Source organism: Dactylosporangium sp. NPDC050688 (genome assembly GCF_040654515.1).
GTDB lineage: Bacteria > Actinomycetota > Actinomycetes > Mycobacteriales > Micromonosporaceae > Dactylosporangium.
The window spans coordinates 57828-83672 of the sequence record NZ_JBFAIC010000016.1; the positions used below are offsets into that span (position 1 = coordinate 57828).

Below are 25845 nucleotides of genomic sequence, written 5' to 3' on the forward strand. Positions count from 1 at the left end.
GGGAGGGGCATGATGTGACGGGACCGGGGGCAGGCGGCGGCCCCGGCCCGGGGCAGGGTGCCGCGCACGGGCCGGACTCCGCTGCGTCGGTGCAGCTCAGGGCCGGTTTTCCGCCGGTACGGCGGGGGCTCGGCCCGACCGGTGCCGGGCCGGCTCAATCAGACCTCTGACCAGGCCCGCCGGGGCTCGATCAGGGCTCGATCAGGCGTCGACCAGCTCCACGTCGAACGCCGACAGCCGGCCCGGGTCCGCGACCAGGTCGATCGCCACGATGCGGTCGTCGGCGACGGTGAACAGGAAGGCGACCTTCAGCGTGTCGCCATGGGACCACACGGCGCCGGCGTGCCCGTCGATGAGAGCGGCCTTGGCGGCCTTGGCCCGGCCGGAGAAGAACTCGGCGACAGCGTCCGCGCCGTGCACCCGGTCGAGGGAGCCCATGCTGACGGCGGCGGCGTCGCTGCGCGCCTCGGCCATCGGATCGAGCAGGTCCAGCAGCGCCTGGAAGTCCCCGGCGCGGGACGCGGCCAGGAACGCCTGCACGACCGTGGCCCGCCGCAGCGGGTCGGCCGGCGCCTCGTGCTCGGCGCCGCGCACCCGCCGCCTGGCCCGGCTGGCCAGCTGCCGGGTCGCCGCGGGCGACCGCCCGACGATCGGCGCGACCTCGTTGAACGGCAGGCCGAACACGTCGTGCAGGACGAACGCGAGGCGCTCCGGCGGGGTCAGGGTCTCCAGGACCACCAGCAGCGCCACCCCGACGAGGTCGGCCTCGACGGCCCGCTGCTCCGGGTCGGCCTCGGTCGGGTCCGCGACCGGCTCCGGGTCGCCGCTCGGCGCGTACTGCCACGACCGGCGCGCGCGGAGCATGTCGAAACAGACGCGTGCCACGACCGTGGTCATCCATCCGGCCGGATTCTCCACGCCACTGGTATCGGCGCGACTGATGCGGATCCACGCGTCCTGGATGGCGTCGTCGGCGTCGCTGCCCGATCCGAGCAGGCGGCGGGCGGCTGACAGCAGCTGCGGCCGGTGGCTCTCGAAGTGCTCCGCCAACCATTCGTCGTGATTCATCGCGTCACATTCTCCCGTCTCGACCTGTCGTATCTGTTGACCGATCTGTCACTGCACATGTGACACGTACGCAAGGAGCGACGGCATGTCCGAAGGCATCAAGACCGTGATCTACCCGGTCCGGGACCTCGAGAAGGCCAAGGCGGTGTTCTCCGCGCTGCTCGAGACGGACCCGATCATGGACCAGCCCTACTACGTGCAGTTCGACGCCAAGGGCCAGGATCTCGGCCTGGACCCCAACGGCCACAGCAAGGGCATGACCGGCCCGGTCAGCTACTGGCACGTGAGCGACATCCACGGGCGGGTCGACGCCCTCAAGGCGGCCGGCGCGACGGTCACCGAGGACGTCAAGGACGTCGGCGGCGGCAAGCTCATCGCCACGCTCGCCGACGCCGACGGCAACGTCATCGGCCTGCTGCAGCCGGCCTAGCCACCGCAGCGAGCGCGCCGGTAGGCACCCCCGGCCGGACGGCCATGCACCACGGCCGTCCGGCCGGACCGTGTCCGGCGCCGGATCCACCGGGCGCCCGCAGCCGCCATGCCGCGCCGTTGCCCCCGCGCCCCGCCCCCGCGTTCAACCGTGGAGACTCCACCGTTGAACACCGCACCCCGCGTCCAGCACCTCCGCCGGGTGCGCCGCACGTGCGTGACATCGACCGGAACATTGCTGCCGCAACCCCTTCACGAATTGACGACAAACGAACGCCGCGTGCGTATGGTTCGTCCTGGACGGCAGCCCGGTCCACCTCCCCACCACCTCGCCCACGTCGGCTGAACTGCGCCTCGACGTGGCGTCCTGCTGTCTGCAGATTCACATTCCGCGATGCGTTTCGCGCATTGTTCTCCGATTCGGAGGATCCCTTGAGCAACGTGCTGCACTACACCGACCCGATCAACGGATGCTCCGGATTTCTCGTGTACGACCGGTCCGACTGCCGGCTGGCCGCCGGCGGCTGCCGCATGCAGCCCGGCCTCACCGCCGACACGCTGCGGTCCCTGGCCGCGCGGATGACCCTCAAGCAGCGGGTCCTCGGCACCAACGTCGACGGCGCGAAGTGCGGCATCGACCACGACCCGCGCGCTGCCGACGCCGACGCGGTGCTGCGCCGGTTCCTGGCCTGGCTGGGCCACGAGCTGCGCCTGCGGTACAGCATGGGCTGCGACATGGGGACCCGCTTCGAGCGGCTCGAGCGGCTCGCCGCCGAGGTCGGCATCCCGTCGGTGAAGTACGCGGTGCGCACCGCGCAGGAGCTCACCGACGAGGAGTTCCAGCGGCGCATGGCCATCCTCGACGCCCCGGTCCGGACCCGGACCGTCGGGCAGCGCCGGGCCGGGCACGCGCTTGCCCACGCCGCCCTCGCCGCGGCCCGCGCGGACGGCCGGCCCGCCCGCGGCCTGCGCGTCGGCCTGCAGGGCTTCGGCAACCTCGGCCGGGCCGCCGCCGAGTCGCTCGCCGAGGCGGGCGCGGCGGTGAGCGCGGTCGCCGACGAGCACGGCTGCGTCGTGCACCCCGGCGGCCTCGACGTGCGGCGCATGCTGGCCACGGAGCAGTCCTCGCCGGTGCCCGCCCTGCTCCCGAACGCCCGCAGCCGCCCCCCGGCGGCGCTGTTCGACCTGCCCGCCGACGTGCTGGTGCTGGCCGCCGGCGCGGACGCGATGACCGGGCAGCAGGCCGCGGCGCTGCCGGTACCGGTCGTCGTCGTGGGCGCCAACTGCGGCCTGAGCGCCGCGGCGGAGCAGATCCTGTACGAGCGGGGGGTGCTGGTGATCCCGGACTTCATCGGCGGCGTGGGCGGGTCCGCCTCGATGGAGGCGCTCTTCGGCCCGGTCCTCACCCCGTCCCCGGCCGAGGTCCTCGACCTCGTCGGCAACCTCGTCACCGAGCTGGTGACGGACATCGTCGAGCACGCCCGCCGCACGGGCCTGCCGACCGGCCGGGTCGCCGCGAACATCGCGGCCGCGGCCCGGGTGTCGCCGGACCACCGGCCCTACGGGCACAGCCCGTACGTCACCACGCGCCGCCGGCCGCGGGGCAACCGCGTCGCCGCCGCCGCGCACCGTCGCACCGCCGACCAGACAGGAGAAGCCCGATGAGCATCACCACCGATCCGTGCGTGCACGAGCGCAGCCACATCGTCGACTCGGCGTTCTACGGCCACCGGTACAGCACGACCGCCACCAAGCGGATCTTCTGCGATCGATGCCGGTTCCAACGCTGGCTGGACATCGAGGCCGCGCTCGCCCTGACGCAGGCCGACCTGGGCATCATCCCCGTCGACGCGGCCAAGCAGATCGCCGGCACCGCCCAGGTGGAGCTGCTGGACCTCGACGCGGTCCGGTTGGAGATCCGCCGGACCGGGCACTCGCTCGTCGGGCTGCTGCGGGTCCTGCAGAGCGCCGTCGGCGACGCCGGGGAGTACATCCACCTCGGCGCGACGACGCAGGACATCCAGGACACCGGCCAGTCGCTGGAGATGCGCGACGTGCTCGACGAGCTCGAGACGGTGCTGCGCGGCACGGTGACCCGCCTGGTGCAGCTGGCGCAGGAGCACGACGGCACCGTGGCCCTCGGCCGCACCCACGCCCAGCCGGCGCTGCCGATCTCGTTCGGCGTGAAGATCGCCAGCTGGATCGACGAGATCCTGCGGCACACGCAGCGCATCGCGCAGATGCGGCCGCGGGTCCAGGCGGCGCAGCTGTTCGGCGGGGTCGGCACCATGGCCGGCTTCGGCGACCAGGCGCTGCCGCTGCTGCAGGGTTTCGCCGACCGGCTCGGCCTCAGCGCGCCGCTGGTCGGCTGGCACGTCGCGCGGGACCGCATCGCCGAGTACGCCTCGACCCTCGCGATGGTCGCCGGCACCATGGGGCGCATCGCCGACGAGCTGCGGCTGCTGTCGCGGCCCGAGTTCGGCGAGGTCGAGGAGGGCTGGCAGCACGGCAAGGTCGGCAGCAGCACCATGCCGCACAAGCGCAACCCGGAGGCGTGCGAGCAGGCCGTCGTCATGGCCCGGCTCACCGCGGGGCTGATGCCGGCCGCGATGTTCGCGATGGCCGGGGACAACGAGCGCGACTCGCGGTCGCTGCGCACCGAGTGGGTGTGCGTGCCGGACGTGTCGCACTACACGCTCGCCGCCGCGGAGATCGTCCGGTCGGTCCTGGACGGCCTGGTCGTGCACACCGACCGGATGCGCGCCAACGCCGACGCGGTGTCCGAGCAGCTGGCCACCGAAGGGCTGATGCTGGCGCTGGGCCGGCACGTCGGCAAGCAGACCGCGCACGAGCACGTGTACGAGCTGAGCCAGGCCTCCCGGCAGGACGGCGTGCCGCTGCGCGAGCTGATCCGCACGCACGAGGCCGGCGAGCTGCTCGACGACGCCGAGCTGGAACGGATCTTCGACCCGGGCGCGTACCTCGGCCAGTCCGGGGCGCTGACCCGGCAGGTGGTGGCCCGGGCGCAGGAGTGGCTCGGCCGGCCCGGGGCAGGGGCGGACTGATGTCGCTCGCCACGCAGCCGAGCGGCACGGCGCAGCGCCTCGATCTGCTCACCGAGATCCTCATGCCGCGCCCGCTGTACGCGACGGTGATGAGCCACGTGGTGCGCAAGCTCACCAGCTACTACGTGACGGGCGAGACCGCCGAGCGCAAGGCCTTCGGCATGCTGGCGGGCCGCCCCCGCGGCGGCGCGTTCGAGGTGACGGCGGTCGCGCCGCTGCTGCTGAACCTGCGCCACGACGGCCAGCACGCCGCCGACATGGACGAGATCGTCGACGCCCACGCGATCCCGTCGCAGACGCCGAACGAGCAGCGCGGCTGGATCGCGCACCCCCAGGAGCTGCTGGCCTTCGCCCGGCTGTGCGACGAGCACGACTGGACGATGTTCGGCAACTACCACACCCACCGGGTGGCCTGGCCGCACGACCCGCGGCGGGACACCTGCACCGCACTGGACCGCGTCCTGGCCGACGGCACCGGCCAGTGGGTCTTCATCGTCTCGGCGGTCGACCTGCACCAGCCGACCCTGCGGGCCTTCTACGAAGGCGACAACCGGCGTGAGGCGAGCGTTCGCCTCCTACCCGAACTGAGGAGCGCAGCACTGTGACCACACTCAACGAACGGTATCCGGAGATCGTCCGGTTCCACGGACACGAATGCCCCGGCGCGAGCGTCGGTGCCCGCGTCGCCGAGGTCGCGCTGGCGCGGTTCGGCCGGCACGACACCGGCAACGAGGTGGTGGCCGTCAGCGAGACCGACGCGTGCGCGATCGACGCCGTGCAGGTGCTGACCGGCTGTACGTACGGCAAGCGCAACCTGGTCCACCAGGACAACGGCAAGAACGTGTTCACGTTCTGGCGGCGCGGCGACGCCACCGGCATCCGGGTCTCCGCGCGGCCGGGCGGCGACGCCTACCGTGACGAGGCGACCTGGGCCCTCGCGGAGAAGATCGAGGCCGGGGTGGCCAGCCCGCAGGAGCGCGCGGCCTTCGCCGTGGCGCAGCAGGCGCGCACCGCCCGGATCCTCGCCGCGCCCGTCGAGGAGCTGCTGCTCGTCGAGGAGATCTCCGGTGACGTGCCGGCGGTCAAGGCGGTCCGGCCGACGGAGCCGTGCGAGGACTGCGGCGACCAGACCAGCGTCGCGACGCTGCACAACCACCGGGGCCGGATGGTCTGCCCCGCCTGCCACCTCGCCGCGCACGGCGGTGTCCTGCCGCCCGACCACGGTCACCACGGACACGACCACGCCCACCCGCGGGCGCACGCCCACGCCCACGCGCACGCCCACCCGCAGTCGCCGCAGGACAACGGACATGCGCACGCCGGCGCCCACCCGCACCCGCACCACCACTGAGCGCGGGCGGGCCGGCGGCGGGCGCGACCGGGACCCCCGATGTCGCCGCCGCCCCGCCGTCCGCCGGCCGGACACCGCGGGACGGCACGAGCCACGGGTCGCGCGGCCATGGCGGTTCACGCCGCTCGGCCGCCGCACCCGGATCGCCGGGCCGCACCCCCGGCCGGTCGCCACTGCCCCGGCCCCGCCCATGACCGGTAGCCCTGCCCTGGACCCGCGGCCGCATCCGGTGGCGCGGTGCGTGGTCGCGTCCCATCCGGACACCGGTCCACCGGCGCGGGATGCCCGCCGCGCCGGCGGGCCGGGCCGCGGGTTCCGCTGTAGACCCTTGCCCGGCGCGCTGAGCGCCGGGCGGCTCCGGCGGCGGGTGCGGCCTTCACGGGCCGCGCCCGCCGTCCTTGACGGTGCGTATCGCCCTCACCATACTGATCGTAACGTTGGCGCTCCGGACAATCAGTGTGCCGACAGATCTCACGGTCGTCGGTGCCCCGTCGTGAGCGGGCGGCATCCCAGCCCTGCCGGATAAGGATCCCGATGCCCAAATCTACCGCCGGAAGCACCGGCCTGGCCGTGCTGTTCGCCGGCTTCTTCCTCATCGACTTCGATCTGGTCGTCATCAACCCGCTGCTGCTGCCGATCGCCGAGGACTTCGGTGTCGGGCTCGGCACGGTCACGTTCGCGCTCACCGCGTACCTGCTGCTGTTCGGCGCGATGCAGCCCGTGCACGGCAGCCTGTCCGACACCGTCGGGCGGGTCAAGGTCATGCGCGTCGCGCTGCTCGGCATCGGCGCCGGCAACCTGCTCGCCGCCGCCGCGCCGAACGTGGGCGTCCTGATCGCGGGCCGGGCGGTGGCCGGCGCGTTCGGCGCGGCGATGATCCCGCTGACGCTGGCCTACATCGGCGACCGGGTCGCCCCCCAGCAGCGGCAGCGCGCGATGGCGGGGCTGCTGGCCAGCGGCGCCATCGGCGGCGGCCTGGCCACGATCCTCGCCGGGCTGCTCACCGACCTGGTCAGCTGGCGGCCCGCCGTGCTGCTCGTCGGCCTGGCCGCCCCGGCCCTCGCCCTGCTCTACGGCCGGCTGCCGGAGCCGGTCACGGCGGGCGCCGGCGGGCCCGGCGCGCTGCGGCGCATCGGCGCCGTGTCCCGCGGCGGCTGGTTCCGGTTCCTGCTGGTGTTCACGTTCGTCGAGGGCGCGGCGATGCTGGGCTTCTTCAACTTCTTCAACGCCGCCCTGCAGGCCGACGGCCGCAGCGTGGTGGTGGCGGGCGTGGTCACCGGCTCCTACGGCCTCGCCGCGCTGGCCGGTGGCGCGCTGGTGGGGATCCTCGAGACCCGGGTCAGCCAGGCGGCGATGTTCGCCCTCGGCGGCACGCTGCTGTTCACCGGTTTCGCCGTCGCCGCGTACAGCCAGAGCCTCGGCGGCATCCTCGCCGCGAGCGTCCTGGCCGGCATGGCGCTGTCGCTGGGGCAGTCCACGATCCAGACCTGGGGCGTCGAGGTGGCCGCGCCGGGCACCCTCGGCACGGTGGCGTCGCTGGTCGCGTGCGCGGTCTTCACCGGCGCCGCGGTCGGCACCGCGGCGGTGACCGGGCTGGCCAACGGCGGCGCCTTCGGCACGCTCTTCGCGATCGCCGCCGCGGTGACGCTGCCGGTGACCGTGGTGGGCGCGCTGGCCCGGGCCCGGTTCGCCCGGTCCACCGCGCGTCCCGGCGCCGAGGTCCTTGACACGGAAGCCGTGGCGCTAGACAGTCAGTAACACTGATAAATGATGCAACTGACGACTTTGAACCGAGGAGGCACCATGGCCCTGTTCGCCGTGATCGCGCGGAAGGCACCAATCGGCATCACCGCCGACGAGTTCCAGGTCCGGCTCAGCGACGGCTTCGCGTACACCAAGGACCTGCTCGACAGGGGCGTGCTCAAGCACCGGTGGATCCTGGTCGGCGCTTCGGCCGGGCTCAACGTCTACGAGGTCGGCTCGCACGAGGAGCTCATGTCGGTGCTCTACGGCAGCCCGGTCGGCCCGCACCTGCAGTTCGAGGTGTACCCGCTGATCGAGCCCGGCAGCTACAACCCGACGGCCTACGCGCAGGACGCGGCGGCGTAACGGCCGGCCGAGGCCACCGGACCCGAGGAGGGCGACGATGCGATTCTCCCCGCCACCGGCGATCGCGGCGATCAGCGCCTGGCTGCCGCCACAGCGCGACGACGCCACCCGCGCCGTCGCGGAGGGCCGGCTCGACGCCGAGACCGCCGAGCGGCTCGGCTACCGGCACCTGGCGGTGAGCACCGAGCACGCCGCACCGGAGATGGCGGTCCTGGCCGCCGGCAAGGCCCTCGCCGAGGCCGGCTGGTCCGGCGCCGACCTCGGCCTCGTCGTGCACTCCTGGACCTACCACCAGGGGCACGACTTCTGGTCCCCGCCGCACTACGTGGCGAGCCAGGTCGGCGCCCACGACGCCATCGCCGTCGGCGTCCAGCAGATGTGCAACGGTGGCGCCGCGGCCCTCGAGGTCGCGGCGTCGCGGCTCGTCGCGGACCCGTCGCTGCGCCGGTGCCTGGTGACGACCGCCGACCGGTTCGCCGAGCCCGGCTTCGACCGGTGGTGCGGCGACTACGACACCGCCTACGGCGACGCCGGCACCGCCCTGGTGCTCGACCGCGAGGACGGCCCCTACCGGCTGCTGTCGGTGGTGTCCGACGGTGCCACCCGGTACGAGGCGATGCACCGCGGCGACGACCTGTTCAGCCCGGCCGCCCGCGAGCACGCCGACCGCGTCGACGTGCGGGGCACCAAGCGCGCCTTCATGGCCACCGGCGCCGGGCCCGCGTTCGAGGCCCGGCTGCGGCAGGCGGTCAAGCACGTGGTGCGCACCGCGCTGGCCGAGGCGGGCCTGAGCGCCGGCGACCCGCGGGTGCGATACCTGACGCTGCCCCGCATCGGCCTGAGCGGGCTGGCCGAGTCCTTCGACGAGCCGGTCGCCGAGCTGGGGCTGCGCCACGCCGAGGTGCTCAACCTCGGCCGGGACACCGGGCACCTCGGCGGCGGGGACTCCCTGGCCAACCTCGCCGACCTGCACGCGGGCCAGCGCCTCGCCCCGGGTGAGGTGGCCCTGCTGCTCAGCGTGGGCGGCGGATTCACCTGGTCGTGTATCGCGGTCCGGGCCGAATAGATCGCCCGGCAGCGATATCTTCCGAGCGTCGCAACACTGTCGGCACTACGCGGTCCTGCACCGCGGATCAAGGAGGAACATGGTGGCACAGCACGGTGACGTCCTGGTCGTGGGCGCGGGGGTGATGGGGCTGACCACGGCCGTGTGCCTGGCCGAGGCCGGCGTGCCGGTCCGGGTCCAGGCCGGCGAGTCGCCGCAGGACACCACGTCCGCGGTTGCCGGCGCGATGATCGCCGGCCCGGTCACCGACGACCCGCAGGACGACGAGTCTCGGTGGCTGCGGGCCACGCTGCGGGAGTTCACGGACCTCGCCGCGGACCCGCGCACCGGGGTGCGGATCGCCCGCGGACGCACGGTCAGCCGCGACGAGGACACCACCCCCGGGTGGGCGCGCCAGATGGCGGACTTCGCCGAGTGCGACGAGGCCGAGCGCGCCGGCTACCCGATGGGGTTCTGGATGAGCTCGCCCGTCGTGGACATGCCGCGCTACCTGCAGTACCTGGCGGGCCGGCTGGAGATTGCCGGCGGCGTGGTGCAGCTGGGCGCGGTCGAGTCCCTGGAGGCGGCGGCCGCGACGGCGCCGCTGGTCGTCAACTGCACCGGCGTCGGCGCGCAGCGCCTCACCGGCGATCCGCAGCTCAAGCCGGTCCGCGGGCAGCACGTGGTGGTCGAGAACCCGGGCCTCACCGAGTTCTTCTACGAGCGCACCAAGGCCGCCGAGATCACCAGCTTCATCCCGCACCTCAAGCGCCTCGTTCTCGGCGGCACGATCGGGCCGGGCGACTGGAGCCTGGAGCCGGACCCGGCGCAGACCGAGGCGATCCTGCGCCGCTGCATCGCGATCGAGCCCCGCATCGCCGGCGCGCCCGTGCTGAGCGTCGAGGTCGGCCTGCGCCCGGCCCGGCCGCAGGCGCGGCTGGAGGAGGAGACGCTCGGCGACGCCCGGGTCATCCACAACTACGGCCACGGCGGCGCCGGCATCGGCATGTCGTGGGGCTGCGCCCGGGAGATCGAGCAGATGGTCACGCAGGCCGTGCGCCGCTGAGCGGCACAGCCGACGAGGCCCGCACCGGACGGTGCGGGCCTCGTTCGTCGTCCTCACGCCGCGAAGAACGCGCGGTCCAGGTTGGACAGTGAGCGGAAGCAGTCGATGCCGGTCGCCTCGACGTCGACCGGGCGGCCGGTGAGCCGCTCGATGAGGGCGAGGAACTCCAGGAAGCCCAGCGAGTCGATGAGCCGGTTCTCGATCAGGTCGTCGTCGGGGTCGATGCCGTTCAGGTCGGGGTGGCGCGCCAGCAACCAGGCGGTGACCTGCTCCAGAGCGCCGGTCACGACGCCACCGCACTGTCCGTGGCGGCCGCCTCGACGGCCTGCAGGGCGGCGCCCCAGTCGCCGAACCGGCCCCGCAGCACCGACAGCCACCGCTCCAGACCGAACGCGGCACACCCGGTGAACACCGGGTCGGCGGCGTCGCCGTGGCGGATGTCGCAGCGCTCGCCGAAGAAGTTGCGGTGCACGTTGAGCGAGGCGATGGCCAGCCCGTCGACCACGAACTCGTGCTTGACCGGGGAGAGCCGCTGCAGCAGCGCCCGCTGGCCGCCGCGGTCGTAGAACGGGTCGGTCGCCGCCTCCTTGGTGAACGGCAGCCCCAGCGCGGTGAGGAACGCCGAGATGCGGGCCTCGAAGCGCGACAGGTGCGCGGTGACGAACTCGCGCGAGCCGAGCGCCACGACCTCGCGCATGTGGAAGCCCAGCAGCCGGCGCAGCTGCTCGTAGTGCTCCTCGCGGCGGAAGCAGCGGCCCAGCACGGTGACCGTGGTGTCCTGGGTCAGCCGCGCGCCCTCCATCGACAGGTACACCGCGAAACAGGCGGCCGACGGCAGGGCCAGCCGCGCCGGCTCCAGGGCGTCGCCGGCGAACGCCACCGGCGGCCCGTCCGCCCCTGGCCGGCCGTTGCGCAGGTCGAGCGCGCTGACGACCACCGCCTGGTGCGGGAAGTTGTCGTAGAAGTCCAGCCGGGCCAGCGACGCGACCGGCAGCAGCGGCGGCATGATCATCGACTGGGCGCCGGCCTGCGTCCCCCAGCCCTCGAACACCCCGTCGAGCCTGCGCAGCAGCGCCGTCTCCGGCGCGGACAGCACGGGCAGGCCGAGCCCTCCCGTGCCGGCAGAGCCCACCGGGCCCGCCGTGGTCAGTGCACTGTCGATGACCGACACGAGTTCCTCCTTCATGCCCGTGAGGGCGTTCTACGAGACGGCGGCGGGCCGGGCGGGGGCCTGCTCGACCAGCCGCTGGACGTCCCGGGCGCAGCCCCACGACATGGCGACGGCGACGCTGCCGTGGCCGTAGTTGTGGATGACCCGGGCGCCGCCGCGGCGCTCCTCCTCCAGCCGGGTCTGCGGGCGGGTGGCCCGCAGACCCGCGTGCACGCCGAGGATCCGCGCGCCGGCGATGCGCGGCTCGACCTCGGCGCAGCGGCGCACGATCTGCTCGGTCTGCGCCGGGTCGGGCGTGCGGCTCCACACGTCGCGGTCGGCGGTGCCGCCGAGCAGCAGCCGGTCGCCGTGCGGCAGGAAGCTGGTGGAGGTGGCGCCGGGGCTGCGTTCGAAGAAGAACTCCTCCAGGCCCGGGTTCTCCACCACGACGTGCTGGCCGCGCACCGGGAAGAGCGTGGGGTCGCCGGCGAGCGCCCGCGCGCCGGCCCCGGTGCAGTTGACCACGACGGGCGCCTCGGCCGCGGCCTCGTCCAGCGAGCCGACCGGTGTGACCAGCAGCTCGCCGCCCGCCGCGAGCAGGCGGTCGGTCAGGTACCCGAGGTAGCGCGGCATGTCGACCAGCGGCACCGACATCTGGAACGCCACCGGGAACCCGGCGTGCTCCTGGGCGGTGCACGGCGCGTACCCGGGCAGGCCGTGCATCCAGGGCTGGTCGTCGGCGCCGAGCCGGCTGACCATCCTGCCCCGGGCGATGCGCACGCCGGCACCGGGGACGGCGGCCAGGGCGCCGAACTCGGCGAGACCGGCGCGGTGCCAGGCGAGGTTGGTGTCCAGCGGCTGCCACTTGGCGGCGGCCTCGACCGGGTCGGCGAAGAGCGGGCCGCCGATGATGGCGCCGGCCACGGCCGACGTGGTGTCCCGCGGCGCCTCACCGGTGCGGACCCGCACCCGGCAGCCGGCCTCGGCGAGGCAGACCGCGGTGGTGAGACCGGCGACGCCGGCCCCGAGCACCAGCACGTCGATTCCCTGTGCCATGCGAGTTCCTCCGTGTCGCGCGATGTCCTCTGTCAACCGTCTGATGTGGACGGTGTGGGTCAGTCGCGCCGCACGGCGACGCACGACCAGGTGTAGCCGTTGCCGGCGCTGAGCAGCAGCGCGACCTCGCCCGGGGCGAGCAGCTGGCCGGCGTCGATGTCCGCGAGGTCGGCGGCCGGGTCACCGGCGCCGAGGTGCCCGGTGTCGCGGCCGGCCACGACGATCTCCGCGTGCCGCACGCCGATGTCGGCGGCCGCCGGGCCGTAGAACTGGGTGATGGCGCCGGTGCCGATGCGCGGCATGTACAGGTAGCGCACGCGCGGGTCGTCGAGGGTCAGGTCGGCGTCGGCGAGCGCCTCGCGGACCGCCCGCTGCACGGCGTTGCGCAGCGTCCCGACGAACTGCAGCCAGCCGCCGCCGGCGCGGAACACCATCTTGGTGCGCCGGGCGTCGACGCGATCGCGCGGGGTGCGCGGTGCCGGGCTGAACGGGTCGTCGCCGCGGTAGAGCACCTCGTACCGCGGGACACAGACCGACGCGACGGACAGCAGCCGGTAGGGCCCGCCGGTGCGGTCCAGCAGCAGCGCCGTGCCCGCGTCGCCGTAGGCGACGTCGATGTCGCCGAACCAACGGTCGAACGCCGGCCCGGCGAACCGGTCGCCGGTGGTGACCAGGCAGCGCCGCACGCCCGGGTCGGCGGCCAGCCGGCTCAGCGCGACCTCGAGCGCCGCGACGCAGCCGTTGGAGGTCTGCTGGACGCCGACGGCGAGCGCGTCGTGCGCGCCGACCTGGCTCGCCACGTAGTGCGGCGGGGACCAGAAGTCGTGCCCCTGGTGGTAGATCCAGGAGTGCACGACCAGGTCGAGGTCGCTGCCGGACCAGCCGGCCTCGGCGAGCGCCTTGCCTGCGGCGAGCACGGCCATCTCGGGGCCGGCGTGCTCGTCGCTGACCGCGAGCGCGTCGTAGCCGAGCCGCTCGGCGGTCTCGGTGTCGAGCCGGCCGGCCGCCACGGCGCCGGCGGCGTCCTCGCGGCGCGGCGGCAGCCAGGCGCCGATCGCGGCGATGGCGGGCGGTTCGGTCAGCGGTGGACTGGATCTCACGTTCGACCCCCTGGCGGCAGCTGTTCGGCGCTGGAGCGAATAATCAGTACACAGGATCGTCAGCTACACTGACGTGTTGAAAGTATGCGGCAGTGGCCGTACCGGGTCAACGGCCCGGCACCGCCCGATACCGTTGCCTGGCAGGCCCCGCCGTCGCAGGCAGGAGAGGACAGACGTGGCACAGCAGTTCGTGGATCCCGACCGCACCGGCGTGCGGCTGCACCCGATCGGTGTCGTGCGCACCGGCTACGACCGCCCGGAGGCCACGCCCCCGCAGGCGACCGAGAACCCTGACGAGCCCGGCCGGGTCGTGCTGGACGAGCGGTTCGCCGAAGGACTCGACGGCCTCGCCCGCCACCGGTACGCGTGGCTGCTGACCTGGCTGCACGCCCAGACCGACGAGGAGGCCTACGAGATGCGCGTGGTCCCGCGCGGCCTGGAGGGCACCGGGCAGACCCGCGGCGTGTTCGCCACCAGGACGCCCAACCGGCCCAACCGGCTGGGGCTCAGCCTGGTCAAGCTGCTGGACGTCACCGGCAACGTCATCCGCTTCGAGGGGGTCGACCTCGTCGACGGCACGCCGGTGCTGGACATCAAGCCCTGGTCGCAGGGGTCCGACACCCCGCCGCCGCTGCTCGCCGGCGACTGACCCGCGGCCGGCGGGTCAGGGCGACGCGATCTTGAACAGCAGATCGCGCAGCATCGCCTGCTCCGCCGGCGACAGCGGCGCCAGAAACTCGGTGTGCACGTCTGCCACCAGCTGCTTGAAGTAGACCAGCCGCTCGGTGCCGTGCTCGGTCAGGTGCAGCGAGAAGGTGCGGCGGTCCACGCCCCGGCGGCGCTCGAGCAGGTCGGCCCGCTCAAGGTCGTCGGCGAGCGCGACGACGGTGGACCGGTCGATGCGCAGGCCCTCGCCGAGGACGCGCTGGTTGAGCCCCGGCTCGGCCTCCACCGCGCTGAGCACCCCGAAATGCCGCATGGTCAGGCCGTGCGGCCCGAGGGCCGCCTCGGCCATCGCGGTGACCTTCTGGGTGGCCTTGCGCAGCAGGAACGCCTGCCACATCGACACGGCGGAGGACAGCTGCGGGGCGCGCGGGGCACCGGCGCCGGCCTCGTCAGCGTCGGCGGGCAGTGCACTGGTTGCGATCTTCGGCCTCGCCACGTTCGACCCCACTATCGACTATCACCTGACCTGATCATATGTCGGCCGCCGGGGTACCGGCATGCGGGGCGCTGCCGTCACCGGGTGGTGAGCGCCCCACCGTTGACGTGCAGCACCTGCGCGGTGATGTGCCGGGCGCCAGGGGTCGCCAGGAAGTGCACCACGCCGGCCACGTCTTCGGGGACACCGGCCCGCCCGAGCAGGGTCTCGGCGGTGCGCGCCTGGTGGAACTCCGGGGTGAGGTGCGCGCCGAAGAACTCGGTGTCGGCGATGTACCCGGGCGACACCACGTTCGTGGTGATCCCCCGCGGGCCGAGCCGCCGGGCGAGGTGCAGGTTCCACGACGCGAGCGCCGCCTTCGCCGCGCCGTAGGAGCCCTGGCCACGGTCGGTCGCGAACGACCCGATGTGGATCACCGCGCCGCCGTTGGGCAGCAGCGGCTCCACCACCGTGGTGGTGAGCACGGCGCCCATGAGGTTGGAGTCGAGGTTGGCCTTCCAGTGCGCCACCACGGCGCGCAGGTCGCCGCTGAGGTCCGGGTGCAGGTTCGCGGTCCCGCCGACGTTGTTCACCAGCACGTCGACCACCTCGGGCAGCCGCTCGCGCAGGGCCTCGACCTGGTCCACGTCGGTGGCGTCGCACACGACCGGCTCGACGTCGCCGCCGAGCTGCGCCGCGGTCTCCTTCAGCACGTCCTCGCGCCGGCCGGTGATGAAGACCCGGTCGCCACCGGCGGCGAACGCGGCCGCGACGGCGCGGCCGATGCCCACGCCACCACCGGTCACAACGATGGTCCGACTCATCTGAGCTCCTCCTTCTGCGGGGGTGGTCATTCGGCCGCGACCCCGTAGCCGCGTGCCTCCATCAGTTCGTGCCCGAGGAACCCGTCGTGCGGGCTGGTCGTGCCGGCCGAGAACGTCGGCAGTGGTCCCAGGAGCACCTTGCGGATCGTCGGCTCGCGCAGTGCCTCCACGGCGAGCTTGCGGTCACCGCCGAGGATGGTCAGGGCGAGGGTGTTGCGCAGCGGCGCGAAGCCCTCCGTCGGATCCCACGGCAGCACCCAGACGCACGGGAACGGCAGCTCGATCGCCGCGCCCGGATGGTCGGGGCGGTCGCAGACCAGCACCGCCGGGCGCATCGCCGCCGAGCCGTCACCGAGGTCGGTGACCGGCCCGTCGGGGTACAGGGGCGCGGCCACGTCGACGGCGCCGGCCCGCCGGGCGTCGAGGTGGGCGCGCATCGCGGTGGCCCGCCCGATCGGCATGACCGGCAGCTGCGCCTCGGGCGACAGCGGCGGGCCCGGCACGAGCCGCGCCAGCCGCGCCGCGATCGCCGCGCCGACCGCCATCGGGTCGCCGTCGGTGAAGACCGCGCTCGCGTTGGTGCACCGCATGCCCGCGTCGTAGCCGACGGAGGTGCAGATCGTGTCGAGGGCCTGCTCGGTGAGCTCGCCCAGCTGCAGCAGCTTCGACAGCCCCGGGCCGCGCGGGATCACGGTCCGGTCGCCGGCGTACGCCCGCACGGCGTCGTCGCTGCCGAACACCAGGCTCAGGTCGGCGGCCCGCACCAGCGCGTCGGCCGTGGCGTGGCCACCCGGCAGCAGCGACAGGTGGGCCGGCTCGACCCCGGCGGCCAGCAGCGCGGCGACCAGCCGGGCCGGGGTGAACGGGTCCTTGCTCCCCGGCCGGATCACCAGCTGGTAGCCCAGGGCGAGGCCCTGGATCCACTGGACGTGCACGCCGGGGTTGTTGCCCGGGGCGATGACGGCCAGGACGTCGCCGCGGCGGGCCCAGACGGCCTCGATGCGGCCCGCCTCGACGTCGCTGCCCGCGCCGGGCGGCCGCTCCGCCTCGACCCGCTCGCCCATGTGGGTGCAGACCTCGCGGATGTCGGCCAGCGAGCGGCGGGCCGTCGAGATCGGGATGCCGGCGCTGCGGGCCTGCAGCTCGCAGTACCGCTCGGGACCGATGCCGTCGAGCTCGGCGGTGGCGAACAGCTCGCCGGCGCGGCGAAACACCTCCGCGTCCGGCGCCGTGCCGGACGGGCCGCGCCGGCGCAGGTCCGCGACCGTGAGCGTGGCCAGCAGCGGCGGGGCCTGGTCGACCAGCGCCAGCGGGGTGCCGTCGACGGCGTCCAGGCGCGCGGTCTCCGCGGAGGACGCCGGCACCCCGGCGCGCACGAGCGGGATCCGGTGCAGGGTCATCAGTACACCCCTTCGACGATCGTGTTGGCGATGGCCTCGCGTGGCTTGACGTCGGCCAGCTCGACCCCCGGGTAGCCGTCGACGGGGGCCAGGCGGACCGCGGTGTCGCGCTCCGGCGTCGGCGGCACGAACAGGTCCCGGGTCAGCGTGGTGATCTTGACCTGCCCGGTCTCGCCGGGCGCGACCTGCCTCGACGGGTCGGCCGGGTCGATGACCTCGACCATCGTGTACGGGTGGAACGGCCGGAACACGCACCGGTAGGTGTCGCCCTCGACCGGTGGCCGCTGCGGCGCGACGCCCATCATGGTGTTGCCGTAGGCGCCCATGACGACGGCGTCGGGGAAGACCTCCTCCTGGAACAGCCGCAGCGTCTCCGGGGAGGCGCTGGTGCCGCCCCATATCAGCCCGCGCAGCTTCGCGCGCAGCAGGTCGTAGAGCTCCGGGCGGGTCACCAGGCGCTCGAGGATCCGCGGGGTGCACGACATGGCGCGCACGTCCTGGCTGGCGAGCACGTCCTGGACCTGGTCGGCGAGGTGCTCGACGTACAGGTCGAACAGGTCCTGCCGGCCCTGGCTGACGCAGCGGCGCACCCAGCGCGGGTCGAGATCGACGTAGTGGCACAGGAAGTCGCGCAGCCCGGCCAGGTGGGTGACGTTCTTCGCCATCACGTGCGGGCCGGTGGGCCCGACGTGCAGCCAGCTGCCCTCGCCGCGGGGGAAGCCGACCTGGTCCAGCAGCAGGCTCTGGAACTCCACGTTGCGCCGGCGGGAGGTGGCGTCCACCACCCGCTTCGGCGCTCCCGTGGCGCCGCCGGACTCGTACACGCCGAAGCGCTCGCCGCGGCAGCCGGCGGGGATGAGCCGGCCGGCGGGGATGCGGGCCCAGTCGACCGTGACGGCGTCGAACAGGTGCAGGTCGGCGAAGCCCTTCACGTCGGCGATCGGGTCGAAGCCGAGCTCGCCGAGCCTGCCGACCCAGTACGGGCTGCCGGTGCCGGGCGAGAAGTGCCACGCCATGGTGGCCCGCACCAGTTCGTCGAGGTCCGGGACCTGGTCGACTGGGGTGTCGAACACAGCGGTGAGATCGTCGGCCATCAGCATGCTCCGCCCGTCCGTCCGGTGGACAATTTGTCAGTGACATCAATTGTCAGCACTTACGCATGACTGACGATGCCGAACCGTCAGGACTTCGTCAAGCGCTCGTGCACCGGTTTCGATGGGCGGCCGGCTCAGCCGGGGCTGCCGGCGGGGCCCAGCTCGTCCAGCGCCCGCGGGCAGCACGGCACGGGGATCTCCCGCATGCCGTCGCACCAGCGCCCGACGCCGGCGAGGGCATCGGCGCTGAGCCCCGCGCCGGTGCTCAGCCCGAACCACACCAGGCCGCTCACCACCGCGGCGCGCACGGCGCGGACCGAGCGGCGCAGCTGCCAGCGCCTGGTGCCGCAGGCGCACCGCCACCAGCCGCCGCGACGCTTTGCGCGGCGCCGTCCTCGGCGGCCGGCGCGGGCCTTGCGGCCGGCGCCGGCCTGCGACGGCGTCGCCGGTGCGCCGCGGCGCACCCACGGCATGGGCGGCCAGAGGTGGACGATCGCGAGGACTCCCAGCAGCTGCCAGGACTCGGCGAACGCGGCAAGGTCGGCCCGTCGCGCAGCGTCCGCGCGGGCCTCGTCGTCATCAGCCATCGGACACGTCCTCCACGGCGGGCGTTGCGATCCGGCTCGGATCCGCAACGTACGTGCGCCCTGGCGTGTCCATCCATCGCCGTAAATCGCACGGCGGGATCGGTTGTGCAAACTGCGGTGTGGCAGTGCCGCCGGCCGCCGTGGTCCACTGTGGACGGGTCGGCCGGGGCGGCGGTCAGGGGCTGGTCGCGGCGAGACCGGCGCCGTCGACGCGGGTCTTGAGCTGGTCGGCCAGCACGTGCCAGTTGTTGCCGTAGCACTGGGCGAACTCGATGAGCAGGTAGGAGGAGTGCACCGGCGCGGCGTCGAAGAGCCGGTCGCAGGCCTCCATCTCGGCGACCCGGGAGTCGAGCCAGCGCAGCAGGGTCCGGCCCGACTCGCTGAAGCGCAGCGACGGGTCCTTGCACAGCTGCGCCACCACCGACTTCGCCCGGTCGAGGCTCGACACGTACGGGCCGCGGCGGGGGCGCAGGCGGGTCACCGTCGACGTGCCAGGCTCGGCGGCCGGTACAGCGTTCGAGCCGGCATCTGGCGCGGCGCTCGGTACGGCTTTCGGCGCGGCGTCCGGCGCGACGCTCGGGACGGCGCTCGGGACGGCGCTCGGCGCGGCGGGGGGTGACGCGGCAGGAGGTGCGGCAGCCGGGTTCGTGCGCCGCTGGGCGGCCGGGATCGGGTCGTCGCCGCGCTTGATCCGCTCGCGGACGTCCCGGGCGGTGGCGATGGAGATGCCGGCGTCCCGGGCGATCTCCCGCAGCGACGCGTCGGGTTTCGCGGCGATGTACGCGCTCGCCGTGCGCCGGCCGTCGGCACTGTTGAGCGGGCGGACCCGGCCGTCGTGGCCGATCCGCGCGGTGACCTGCGGCCCGTCGCCGGCCGACCGGCGGCGGATCGCCCCGACGGTCTTCGACGACAGCCCGCTGACCCGCGCGATCGCCCGGTCGGAGCACTCGGGGTGCTCGGCGAGGATCCGCGCCGCGGCGCTCTCCCGGTCGCGCAGCGAGAGCGGCAGGCCGTGCGCGATGTTGGTCTCCACCGCGAGGGCGAAGACCGCGCTCGCCGGGCCGTCGAAGAACCGGACGTCGACGGTGTCGCGCCCGCGCAGCACCGCCGCCCGCAGCCGGTGCATGCCGTCGATGATCCGCATCGTCGCGCGGTGCACGAGGATCGGCGGCAGCTCGGACTCCGACTCGGCGAGCATCCGCGCGTGCGCCTCGTTCTCGCCGTCCAGGCGGGGCGAGTCGGCCGGTAGTAACTGCTCGATCTGCACCTTCACCGGCACGCTGAACGCGCCCCTGCCGGACAGCCGGCCCATCGCACCGTCCGCGCCGGCGCCGTTGCCGGCACTCCGGACCGCCCTGCTGGTCACTGCAGTTTCCACGTGTGCACCTCTCCGTCAGCGCTGCATTCCCGCCACTGCCTCGATGTCACCGTTCCCGGGTCCCCGCGACCCGGCACCGGCGGACGAAAATCGGGCACCGGCTCCCTGGTGTGGGAACCGGTGCCCGATGCACCATGCGGCGACGGACCGCCGCCGCGCCGCGCCGGACAGCACGGGCGCCAGGGCTGTAGGAAGCCCGTGTGAACTGTCGGCTCAAACAGCGCAGCCGCAACACTTCGACCATTTCCGCCGCACATCACGTGGCATTCCTCCGTCCTGTCCCGGGGCCGCACGGCCGCGATTGTTCGCACGGCGGAACCGTCCGAATGCAGGCGTCATCACCCCGCTGGGCAGGTGATGAACGCGGCCCCGGACGGGTCGCGATCGCGCGTCACCCGTAATGACGGACACAGGTCTGTGATTGTGACGCCGTCCGGCAGAATTCTTTTCTGCGCAGGTCAGGGGCCACATCCGGCGTGTTCAACCAGGGAAGCGCCCCAGTCGAACATCGACGGCGATAACAGTGGACGGCAAGGACGGTCCACCGTACGAGGCCTCAATGTATTGCAGGGAATCTGCTGTTGCAAATGCTATGCAATAGCTGGGTCACCGTTTTACTGTGACCGCCATGAGACTGCAGCGATCGAAGGTCGTCGCCGTATCCATGCTCGCGTGCGCCGTGACCGGCGCCTTGCACGGATGCAGCCGATCGGCGGAGGCCGACGCAGGAAAGCTCCGCATCGTCACCACTGTCGCACCACTGACCAGTATCACCTCCGCCGTCGCCGGCGACCGCGCGTCGGTGGAAGGGGTGGTGCCCGAGGGCACCAACAGCCACACCTTCGACCCGTCGCCGAAGATCGCCGAGTCCCTGAGCCGGGCGGACGTCATCCTCATCAACGGGCTGAGCCTGGAGGACCCGACGAAGCGGCTCGCCGCGCAGAACAAGCGCGCCAGCGCCGAGATCGTCGAGGTCGGCACCCGCATCCTGCCCCGCGAGGACTGGATCTTCGACTTCTCCTTCCCGGAGAAGGACGGCAAGCCCAACCCGCACGTGTGGACCGATCCCACGTACGCGGTGAAGTACGCCGAGGTCATCCGGGACACCCTGGCCGCCCGGGACCCTGCCAACGCCGACTACTACCGCGCCAACACCGCCGCGTTCACCGCGGCCGCGGACCGGCTGGCCGCCGCGCTGCGCCTCGACCAGGAGACGATCCCCGCCGGCGGGCGGGCGCTGCTGACGTACCACGACGCCTACGCCTACTTCGGCCGGACCTTCGGCTGGAAGATCATCGGCGCGGTGCAGCCGGAGAACTTCGAGGACCCCTCCCCCAGCGAGGTCGCCGACCTCATCGAGCAGATCAAGGCCGAGAAGGTGCGCACCATCTTCGGCTCCGAGGTGTTCCCCTCGAAGGTCCTCGAGGAGGTCGGACGGGCCACCGGCGCCCGCTACGAGGACACCCTGCGCGACGACGACCTGCCGGGCGAGCCGGGCCAGGACCAGCACTCGTGGCTCGGGCTCATGCGGTACGACTTCATCACCATGATCAAAGGGCTCGGCGGCACGACGACCAACCTCGACGCGGTGCCGCTGACCCAGAGCACCACGGCCGACAAGGCGGTCTACCCCCAATGAGCGCACACATCGGCAGCCTGCTGCGGCTCGACCGCGTCGACGCCGGCTACGACGGCACCGTCGTGCTGCGCGACGTCAGCCTCGACGTTTACGACAACCAGTTCAGCGCGGTGGTCGGCCCCTCCGGCGCCGGCAAGACGACGCTGCTGCGCCTGCTGCTGGGCACGGTCAAGCCGTCCGGCGGGACGGTGCGGCGCAGGGACGGCCTGCGCACCGCGTACGTGCCGCAGCTGGAGACGGTGAACTGGGACTTCCCGCTGACCGTCTTCGAGTGCGTCCTGATGGGGCGCGCGTCCCGCTCCGCGCTGCCGTGGCCGAGCCGCGAGGAACGTGCCGAGGTCGGCCGCCTGCTGGAGCGGCTCGGCATCGGGCACCTGCAACGGCGGCACATCCGCGAGCTGTCCGGCGGGCAGCAGCAGCGGATGTTTCTGGCCCGCGCCCTGATCCGCCGCCCGCACCTGCTCGTGCTGGACGAGCCGACCTCCGGCGTGGACGCCAACACCCGCCACGACATCCTGCACCTGCTCGCCGACCTGCACGTCGAGGGCATCGCCATCATCCTCACCACGCACGACCTCAACGGCATGGCGGCACACCTGCCGCACCTGGTCTGCGTGAAGGGCACGATCATCGCCCAGGGCGGCCCCAGCGACGTCATCACCCCCGACGTGCTGGAGCAGACCTACGGCGCGCGCATGGAGGTGCTGCGGCACCTGGACCTCCCACTGGTCGTCGACCCGCGGGTCACCCTGGCGACGGCGGGCTGACCATGGACGCTTTCCTGGACGCGATCGTCCACCCGCTGCAGTACGCCTTCTTCCAGAAAGGGCTGCTCGTCGCGACCCTCTCCGGGGCGCTGCTCGGCCTGACCGGCGTCTACATCACCCTGCGCGGCATGAGCTACATCGGCCACGGCCTGTCGCACTCCATCTTCGGCGGCTTCGCCGCCAGCCAGCTCATCAGCGCCCAGTTCTTCCTCTGGGGCGCGGGCGTCTGGGGCGTCATGTCCGCCCTCGCCATCATCACGGTGACCCGCCGGCACCGCATCGGCGCCGACGCGGCGATCGGCGTGGTCACCACCGCCTCGTTCGCCCTCGGCATCGCCCTGCTGACCCATTTCGGCGCGACCGGCCCCAGCTTCGAGAGCGCCCTGTTCGGCAGCATCCTGGGCATCTCCCAGGGCCAGATCTACATGCTCTACGCCGTCGCGGCGCTCACCGTCACGCTGGTGTTCGTCCGGTACCGCGCGCTGCTGTTCGCCACCTTCGACCCCGATGTCGCGGCCGTCAGCGGGGTCAGCGTCCTGGCCACCGACATCATGCTGATGGTGGTGCTCTCCCTGAACATCCTGTCCACCCTCAACGTCGTCGGCGTCACCCTGGTCGCCGCCATGCTGGTCATCCCCCCGGTGACGGCCCGCATGCTCACCGACTCGTTCGCCGCCACCCTGGTCCTCGCCACGGTCATCGGCGCCCTGTCCGGCGCGATCGGCATGTACCTCAGCTACAGCGCCGAGGTGCCCTCCGGCACCATGATCGTCCTGATCGGCGCGGTCGCTTTCACCCTCGCCCTCGCCACCGCGGGCCGCCGCCGTCGCCTCCGTGCGGCGCGGGTGCCGGCGGTCGCCGTCAGCTGAACCACCCGGGATCACGTCCGCCGGTGAGCCAGCCTCACCGGCGGACCCGTCTGCCCGCACATCGCCGCCGGACCCAGCTGTCCGGACGCCCCGTCGCCGGCCCTGCTCAGCCCCGGGGCGCCGGGATCAACCCGGTGGATTACTGGAACCCGGTGGATCGCTGGTGTCCCACGAACAGCCAGACACCGGGTTGTCGAGCTCCGGCCGTGGCGAGCCGCAAGGCAACGAAGGCGATCGGCACGGGCAGCACGGCGACCGGGCCGGCCAGGCGCCCAACGGGGGATGCGCGCCTGGCCGGCCCGGTCTGTCCTGAACGCGGGGTGGTCAGCCCCGCAACCCGGCCTGCGCCGGCAGCGGCGGCGCAGGCTCCGTGGCGGGACGGCCCGGCAGCCAGATCCGCGGGCCGACCTCCAGCGACAGCGCCGGGATGAGCAGGCTGCGGACCAGGAACGTGTCGAGCAGGACCCCGACCGCGACCAGCACGCCCTGCTGCAGCGACTGCACCGTCGGGATCACGGCGAGGACGCAGAACGTCGCGGCCAGCACGAGCCCCGCGGAGGTGATGACCCCGCCGGTCACGGTGAGGCTGGTCAGGATGCCGGCCCGGTGACCGCGCCGCTGGACCTCCTCGCGGGCCCTCGTCATGAGGAAGATGGTGTAGTCGACGCCGAGCGCGACCAGGAACAGGAAGCCGAACAGGAACAGGCCCCGGTCGACGTTCGGGTGGCCGAGCGCCCGGAAGAGCAACGCCGCCGTGCCGACCGCGGCCGCGTACGACAGCACCACCGACACCAGCAGCAGCACCGGCGCGACGATCGCGCGCAGCAGCAGTACCAGCATGAGCAGCACGACGCCGAGGATCAGCGGGACGAGCAGCTTCACCTCCGACCATTGCGCCTCGGACGTGTCCAGCGCCACGGCGCTCTGGCCGCCGACGACCGCCTGCCGCACCTCGGCGGGGCCGCCGTCGAGGGCCGCCCGCAGCCGCTGCACGGTCTGCCGGGCCGCCGCGGTGTCCGGCGCGTCGTTGAGCACGGCGGTCAGGTGCGTCCAGCCGCCGGCGGTGCCGGCGGTGTCCACCGACGTCACGCCGGGCACGCCGCGGACGATCCCGGCCGCGGTGTCCGCCGCGGCCGACGGCACGTAGACGTCCGCCGGGGCCGAGGTGCCCGACGGGAAGTGCTGGCCGAGCAGTTCCTGGCCGCGGACCGAGTCGACCGTCTTGGTGAACTGCTCCGCCTGGGTCTGACCGGTTTTGATCGCCGAGGTACCGAACGCGAGCCCGACGAGCACGAGCGCGGTGGCGATCCAGATGAGCCGGGGCCAGCGCCCGACGAACGCGGAGAACCTGGCCCATACGCCGTGGTCCTTCTCGATGTCGGCGGCCTCGTACCCGGCGGCGTGCCGCGGCGCGAACGGCCAGAACAGCCACCGACCGAAAATGACCAGCAGCGCCGGCAGTAGCGAGGTCATGGCAAGGAACACCACGGCGACGCCGATCGCGACGACCGGGCCGAGGCCGCGGGTGGAGTTCATGCTGCCGAAGACCAGGCACAGCGTAGCGATGATGACCGTGCCCGCCGACGCCGCGATGGCGGGCAGGCAGCGCTGCAACGCCAGGGCCATCGCCTCGTGCCGGTCCTCGTGCCGGTGCAGTTCTTCGCGGTACCGGGCGATCAGCAGCAGCGCGTAGTCGGTGCCGACGCCGAGCATGAGCACCGTCAGCACGTACGAGCTCTGACCGTTGACCAGCAGCCCGGCGTGCTTGCCCAGCAGGTACACCAGGCCGGTCGCCACCTGGCTGGACAGCCCCACCGCGAGCAGCGGCACCAGCCACAGCACCGGGCTGCGGTAGATGACCAGCAGGAACACCGCCACCACGGCGAGCGTCACCAGCAGCAGCGTGGCGTCCATGCCGGAGTACACGTCGATGTAGTCCGCGACGTTGCCGGCCGCGCCTGTGATGCGCACGTCGAGCCCGTCCGGCGCGCCGCCCTCGACCTCGGTGCGGACCTTCGCCACCGCGTCGCCGAGCACCGTGTTGTCGCTCTGCGAGGAGCGCAGCGGCACCAGGATGAACGCGGCCTTGCCGTCGCCGGACACCGTGACCTTGGAGATGTCGCCGACGGCGAGCGCGGCGAGCGCGGTGCGGTCACCGTCGATGGCCGCGAGGTCGGCGTCGGTGAGGCCGCTGTCGCGCACGTACACGACGTCGGCCACCATGATGTTCTTGTCGGCGAACTGCGACTCAGCGATCTTGATCGCCTTGGTCGACTCGGCGTCGGCCGGCAGCCAGGTCTGGGTCTCGTTGTTCTGCACGGAGCCGAAGTCCGCGGCCAGGGAACCCCCGACCATGATGAGGACCAGCCAGACCGCGAATACCACCCATTTGCTGCGGCGCCCGGCCACGAGACGCGTGTATCGATTGGCGTTGCTCGATGGAGATGGTGGCCGTCCGGCGGGCCGTTCGACGGTCGTTGTTTCCGTTGCCATGCGCGCTCACTCCACTGTCGGGAGCCCGGTGGGCCGGGCTCGGTCGTCGTGCCGGACCGCGTCGGCGTCGTCCGCGCACGCTGACGAAGGCATGGTTGAACGACCGGGCACACCGGTGCCGGTCAGCCGTCGCATGCAGGGCCGGGTCGTCGCGACAGGGTCGGTGCCGGTGGTCCTGCCGCATGGTCCGAAATGCATTCCTCACTGCATTGAC

At 73.1% G+C, this 25845-nt stretch carries 25 protein-coding genes; 13 read left to right on the top strand and 12 right to left on the bottom strand.

Going from position 1 to position 25845, the window contains the following annotated elements; translation table 11 throughout:
• Positions 1 to 201: 201 nt before the first annotated feature.
• Positions 202 to 1068: a sigma-70 family RNA polymerase sigma factor gene (locus AB0H83_RS17885; RefSeq protein ID WP_360094449.1), complete on the bottom strand. Its 867-nt coding sequence runs from the start codon at positions 1066 to 1068 to the stop codon at positions 202 to 204.
• 85 nt (positions 1069 to 1153) lie between these two features.
• Between AB0H83_RS17885 and AB0H83_RS17890 the strand changes: the two genes are divergently transcribed.
• From AB0H83_RS17890 to AB0H83_RS17930, 9 genes are all read left to right on the top strand, one after another.
• On the top strand, positions 1154 to 1498 hold the full coding sequence (locus AB0H83_RS17890; protein WP_360094452.1) for a VOC family protein: 345 nt from the start codon (positions 1154 to 1156) through the stop codon (positions 1496 to 1498).
• A 440-nt stretch (positions 1499 to 1938) separates the two neighbouring features.
• Entirely contained in the window at positions 1939 to 3162 is a 1224-nt protein-coding gene (locus AB0H83_RS17895) for a Glu/Leu/Phe/Val dehydrogenase dimerization domain-containing protein (protein WP_360094770.1), read from the top strand.
• Positions 3159 to 4562, top strand: a complete 1404-nt coding sequence (locus AB0H83_RS17900; RefSeq protein WP_360094455.1) for an adenylosuccinate lyase family protein — start codon at positions 3159 to 3161, stop codon at positions 4560 to 4562. The genes AB0H83_RS17895 and AB0H83_RS17900 overlap by 4 nt, the downstream gene beginning before the upstream one ends.
• Entirely contained in the window at positions 4562 to 5167 is a 606-nt protein-coding gene (locus AB0H83_RS17905; protein WP_360094458.1) for a hypothetical protein, read from the top strand. The genes AB0H83_RS17900 and AB0H83_RS17905 overlap by 1 nt, the downstream gene beginning before the upstream one ends.
• On the top strand, positions 5164 to 5913 hold the full coding sequence (locus tag AB0H83_RS17910; RefSeq protein WP_360094461.1) for an FmdE family protein: 750 nt from the start codon (positions 5164 to 5166) through the stop codon (positions 5911 to 5913). Before AB0H83_RS17905 ends, AB0H83_RS17910 begins: the two co-directional genes overlap by 4 nt.
• A gap of 534 nt (positions 5914 to 6447) precedes the next feature.
• On the top strand, positions 6448 to 7671 hold the full coding sequence (locus AB0H83_RS17915; protein ID WP_360094464.1) for an MFS transporter: 1224 nt from the start codon (positions 6448 to 6450) through the stop codon (positions 7669 to 7671).
• A gap of 45 nt (positions 7672 to 7716) precedes the next feature.
• On the top strand, positions 7717 to 8022 hold the full coding sequence (locus tag AB0H83_RS17920; RefSeq protein WP_360094467.1) for a muconolactone Delta-isomerase family protein: 306 nt from the start codon (positions 7717 to 7719) through the stop codon (positions 8020 to 8022).
• 37 nt (positions 8023 to 8059) lie between these two features.
• Positions 8060 to 9088 (top strand): ketoacyl-ACP synthase III family protein, encoded by a 1029-nt coding sequence (locus tag AB0H83_RS17925; RefSeq protein WP_360094469.1) that lies wholly within the window; start codon positions 8060 to 8062, stop codon positions 9086 to 9088.
• Positions 9089 to 9167: 79 nt separating this feature from the next.
• Complete coding sequence (locus AB0H83_RS17930) at positions 9168 to 10133, top strand: FAD-dependent oxidoreductase (RefSeq protein ID WP_360094472.1); 966 nt, start codon at positions 9168 to 9170, stop codon at positions 10131 to 10133.
• Positions 10134 to 10186: 53 nt separating this feature from the next.
• On the opposite strand, the gene AB0H83_RS17935 is transcribed toward AB0H83_RS17930, so the two are convergent.
• Genes AB0H83_RS17935 through AB0H83_RS17950 form a run of 4 tightly spaced genes read right to left on the bottom strand, consistent with a single transcriptional unit; the run spans position 10187 to position 13439 of the window.
• Positions 10187 to 10420 carry a hypothetical protein gene (locus tag AB0H83_RS17935; protein WP_360094475.1) on the bottom strand — a complete coding sequence of 78 codons (234 nt, stop codon included), beginning with the start codon at positions 10418 to 10420 and terminating at the stop codon, positions 10187 to 10189.
• Entirely contained in the window at positions 10417 to 11319 is a 903-nt protein-coding gene (locus AB0H83_RS17940; RefSeq protein WP_360094478.1) for a hypothetical protein, read from the bottom strand. Before AB0H83_RS17940 ends, AB0H83_RS17935 begins: the two co-directional genes overlap by 4 nt.
• A gap of 15 nt (positions 11320 to 11334) precedes the next feature.
• Positions 11335 to 12339 carry an FAD-dependent oxidoreductase gene (locus tag AB0H83_RS17945; protein WP_360094481.1) on the bottom strand — a complete coding sequence of 335 codons (1005 nt, stop codon included), beginning with the start codon at positions 12337 to 12339 and terminating at the stop codon, positions 11335 to 11337.
• 59 nt (positions 12340 to 12398) lie between these two features.
• On the bottom strand, positions 12399 to 13439 hold the full coding sequence (locus AB0H83_RS17950) for a ketoacyl-ACP synthase III family protein (protein WP_360094484.1): 1041 nt from the start codon (positions 13437 to 13439) through the stop codon (positions 12399 to 12401).
• 175 nt (positions 13440 to 13614) lie between these two features.
• On the opposite strand from AB0H83_RS17950, the gene tsaA reads away from it, so the two are divergent.
• Entirely contained in the window at positions 13615 to 14088 is a 474-nt protein-coding gene (gene tsaA, locus AB0H83_RS17955; RefSeq protein WP_360094487.1) for a tRNA (N6-threonylcarbamoyladenosine(37)-N6)-methyltransferase TrmO, read from the top strand.
• A gap of 15 nt (positions 14089 to 14103) precedes the next feature.
• Here tsaA and AB0H83_RS17960 read toward each other — a convergent pair whose 3' ends face one another.
• The 6 genes from AB0H83_RS17960 to AB0H83_RS17985 all read right to left on the bottom strand — a co-directional run bounded on the left by AB0H83_RS17960 (position 14104) and on the right by AB0H83_RS17985 (position 19863).
• Positions 14104 to 14601, bottom strand: coding sequence for a MarR family transcriptional regulator (locus tag AB0H83_RS17960; protein ID WP_360094490.1), 498 nt, complete (start codon positions 14599 to 14601; stop codon positions 14104 to 14106).
• Positions 14602 to 14678: 77 nt separating this feature from the next.
• Positions 14679 to 15404: an SDR family oxidoreductase gene (locus AB0H83_RS17965; protein WP_360094493.1), complete on the bottom strand. Its 726-nt coding sequence runs from the start codon at positions 15402 to 15404 to the stop codon at positions 14679 to 14681.
• 26 nt (positions 15405 to 15430) lie between these two features.
• A complete protein-coding gene (locus tag AB0H83_RS17970) occupies positions 15431 to 16804 on the bottom strand; it encodes an aldehyde dehydrogenase family protein (protein ID WP_360094496.1) in 1374 nt (457 codons plus the stop codon).
• Positions 16804 to 17898, bottom strand: coding sequence for an AMP-binding protein (locus AB0H83_RS17975; protein ID WP_360094499.1), 1095 nt, complete (start codon positions 17896 to 17898; stop codon positions 16804 to 16806). The genes AB0H83_RS17970 and AB0H83_RS17975 overlap by 1 nt, the downstream gene beginning before the upstream one ends.
• A gap of 134 nt (positions 17899 to 18032) precedes the next feature.
• Positions 18033 to 18485, bottom strand: a complete 453-nt coding sequence (locus AB0H83_RS17980) for a hypothetical protein (RefSeq protein WP_360094502.1) — start codon at positions 18483 to 18485, stop codon at positions 18033 to 18035.
• Positions 18486 to 18660: 175 nt separating this feature from the next.
• A complete protein-coding gene (locus tag AB0H83_RS17985) occupies positions 18661 to 19863 on the bottom strand; it encodes a ParB N-terminal domain-containing protein (RefSeq protein ID WP_360094505.1) in 1203 nt (400 codons plus the stop codon).
• Positions 19864 to 20491: 628 nt separating this feature from the next.
• Between AB0H83_RS17985 and AB0H83_RS17990 the strand changes: the two genes are divergently transcribed.
• The 3 genes from AB0H83_RS17990 to AB0H83_RS18000 are packed head-to-tail and all read left to right on the top strand — an operon-like array spanning position 20492 to position 23138.
• Complete coding sequence (locus AB0H83_RS17990) at positions 20492 to 21502, top strand: metal ABC transporter substrate-binding protein (protein ID WP_360094508.1); 1011 nt, start codon at positions 20492 to 20494, stop codon at positions 21500 to 21502.
• On the top strand, positions 21499 to 22269 hold the full coding sequence (locus AB0H83_RS17995) for a metal ABC transporter ATP-binding protein (RefSeq protein ID WP_360094511.1): 771 nt from the start codon (positions 21499 to 21501) through the stop codon (positions 22267 to 22269). The genes AB0H83_RS17990 and AB0H83_RS17995 overlap by 4 nt, the downstream gene beginning before the upstream one ends.
• Positions 22270 to 22271: 2 nt before the next feature.
• Positions 22272 to 23138, top strand: coding sequence for a metal ABC transporter permease (locus AB0H83_RS18000; protein WP_360094514.1), 867 nt, complete (start codon positions 22272 to 22274; stop codon positions 23136 to 23138).
• A 324-nt stretch (positions 23139 to 23462) separates the two neighbouring features.
• Here the strand turns inward: AB0H83_RS18000 and AB0H83_RS18005 are convergent, their stop codons facing one another.
• Positions 23463 to 25523 (bottom strand): MMPL family transporter, encoded by a 2061-nt coding sequence (locus tag AB0H83_RS18005; protein WP_360094517.1) that lies wholly within the window; start codon positions 25521 to 25523, stop codon positions 23463 to 23465.
• Positions 25524 to 25845 lie beyond the last annotated feature (322 nt).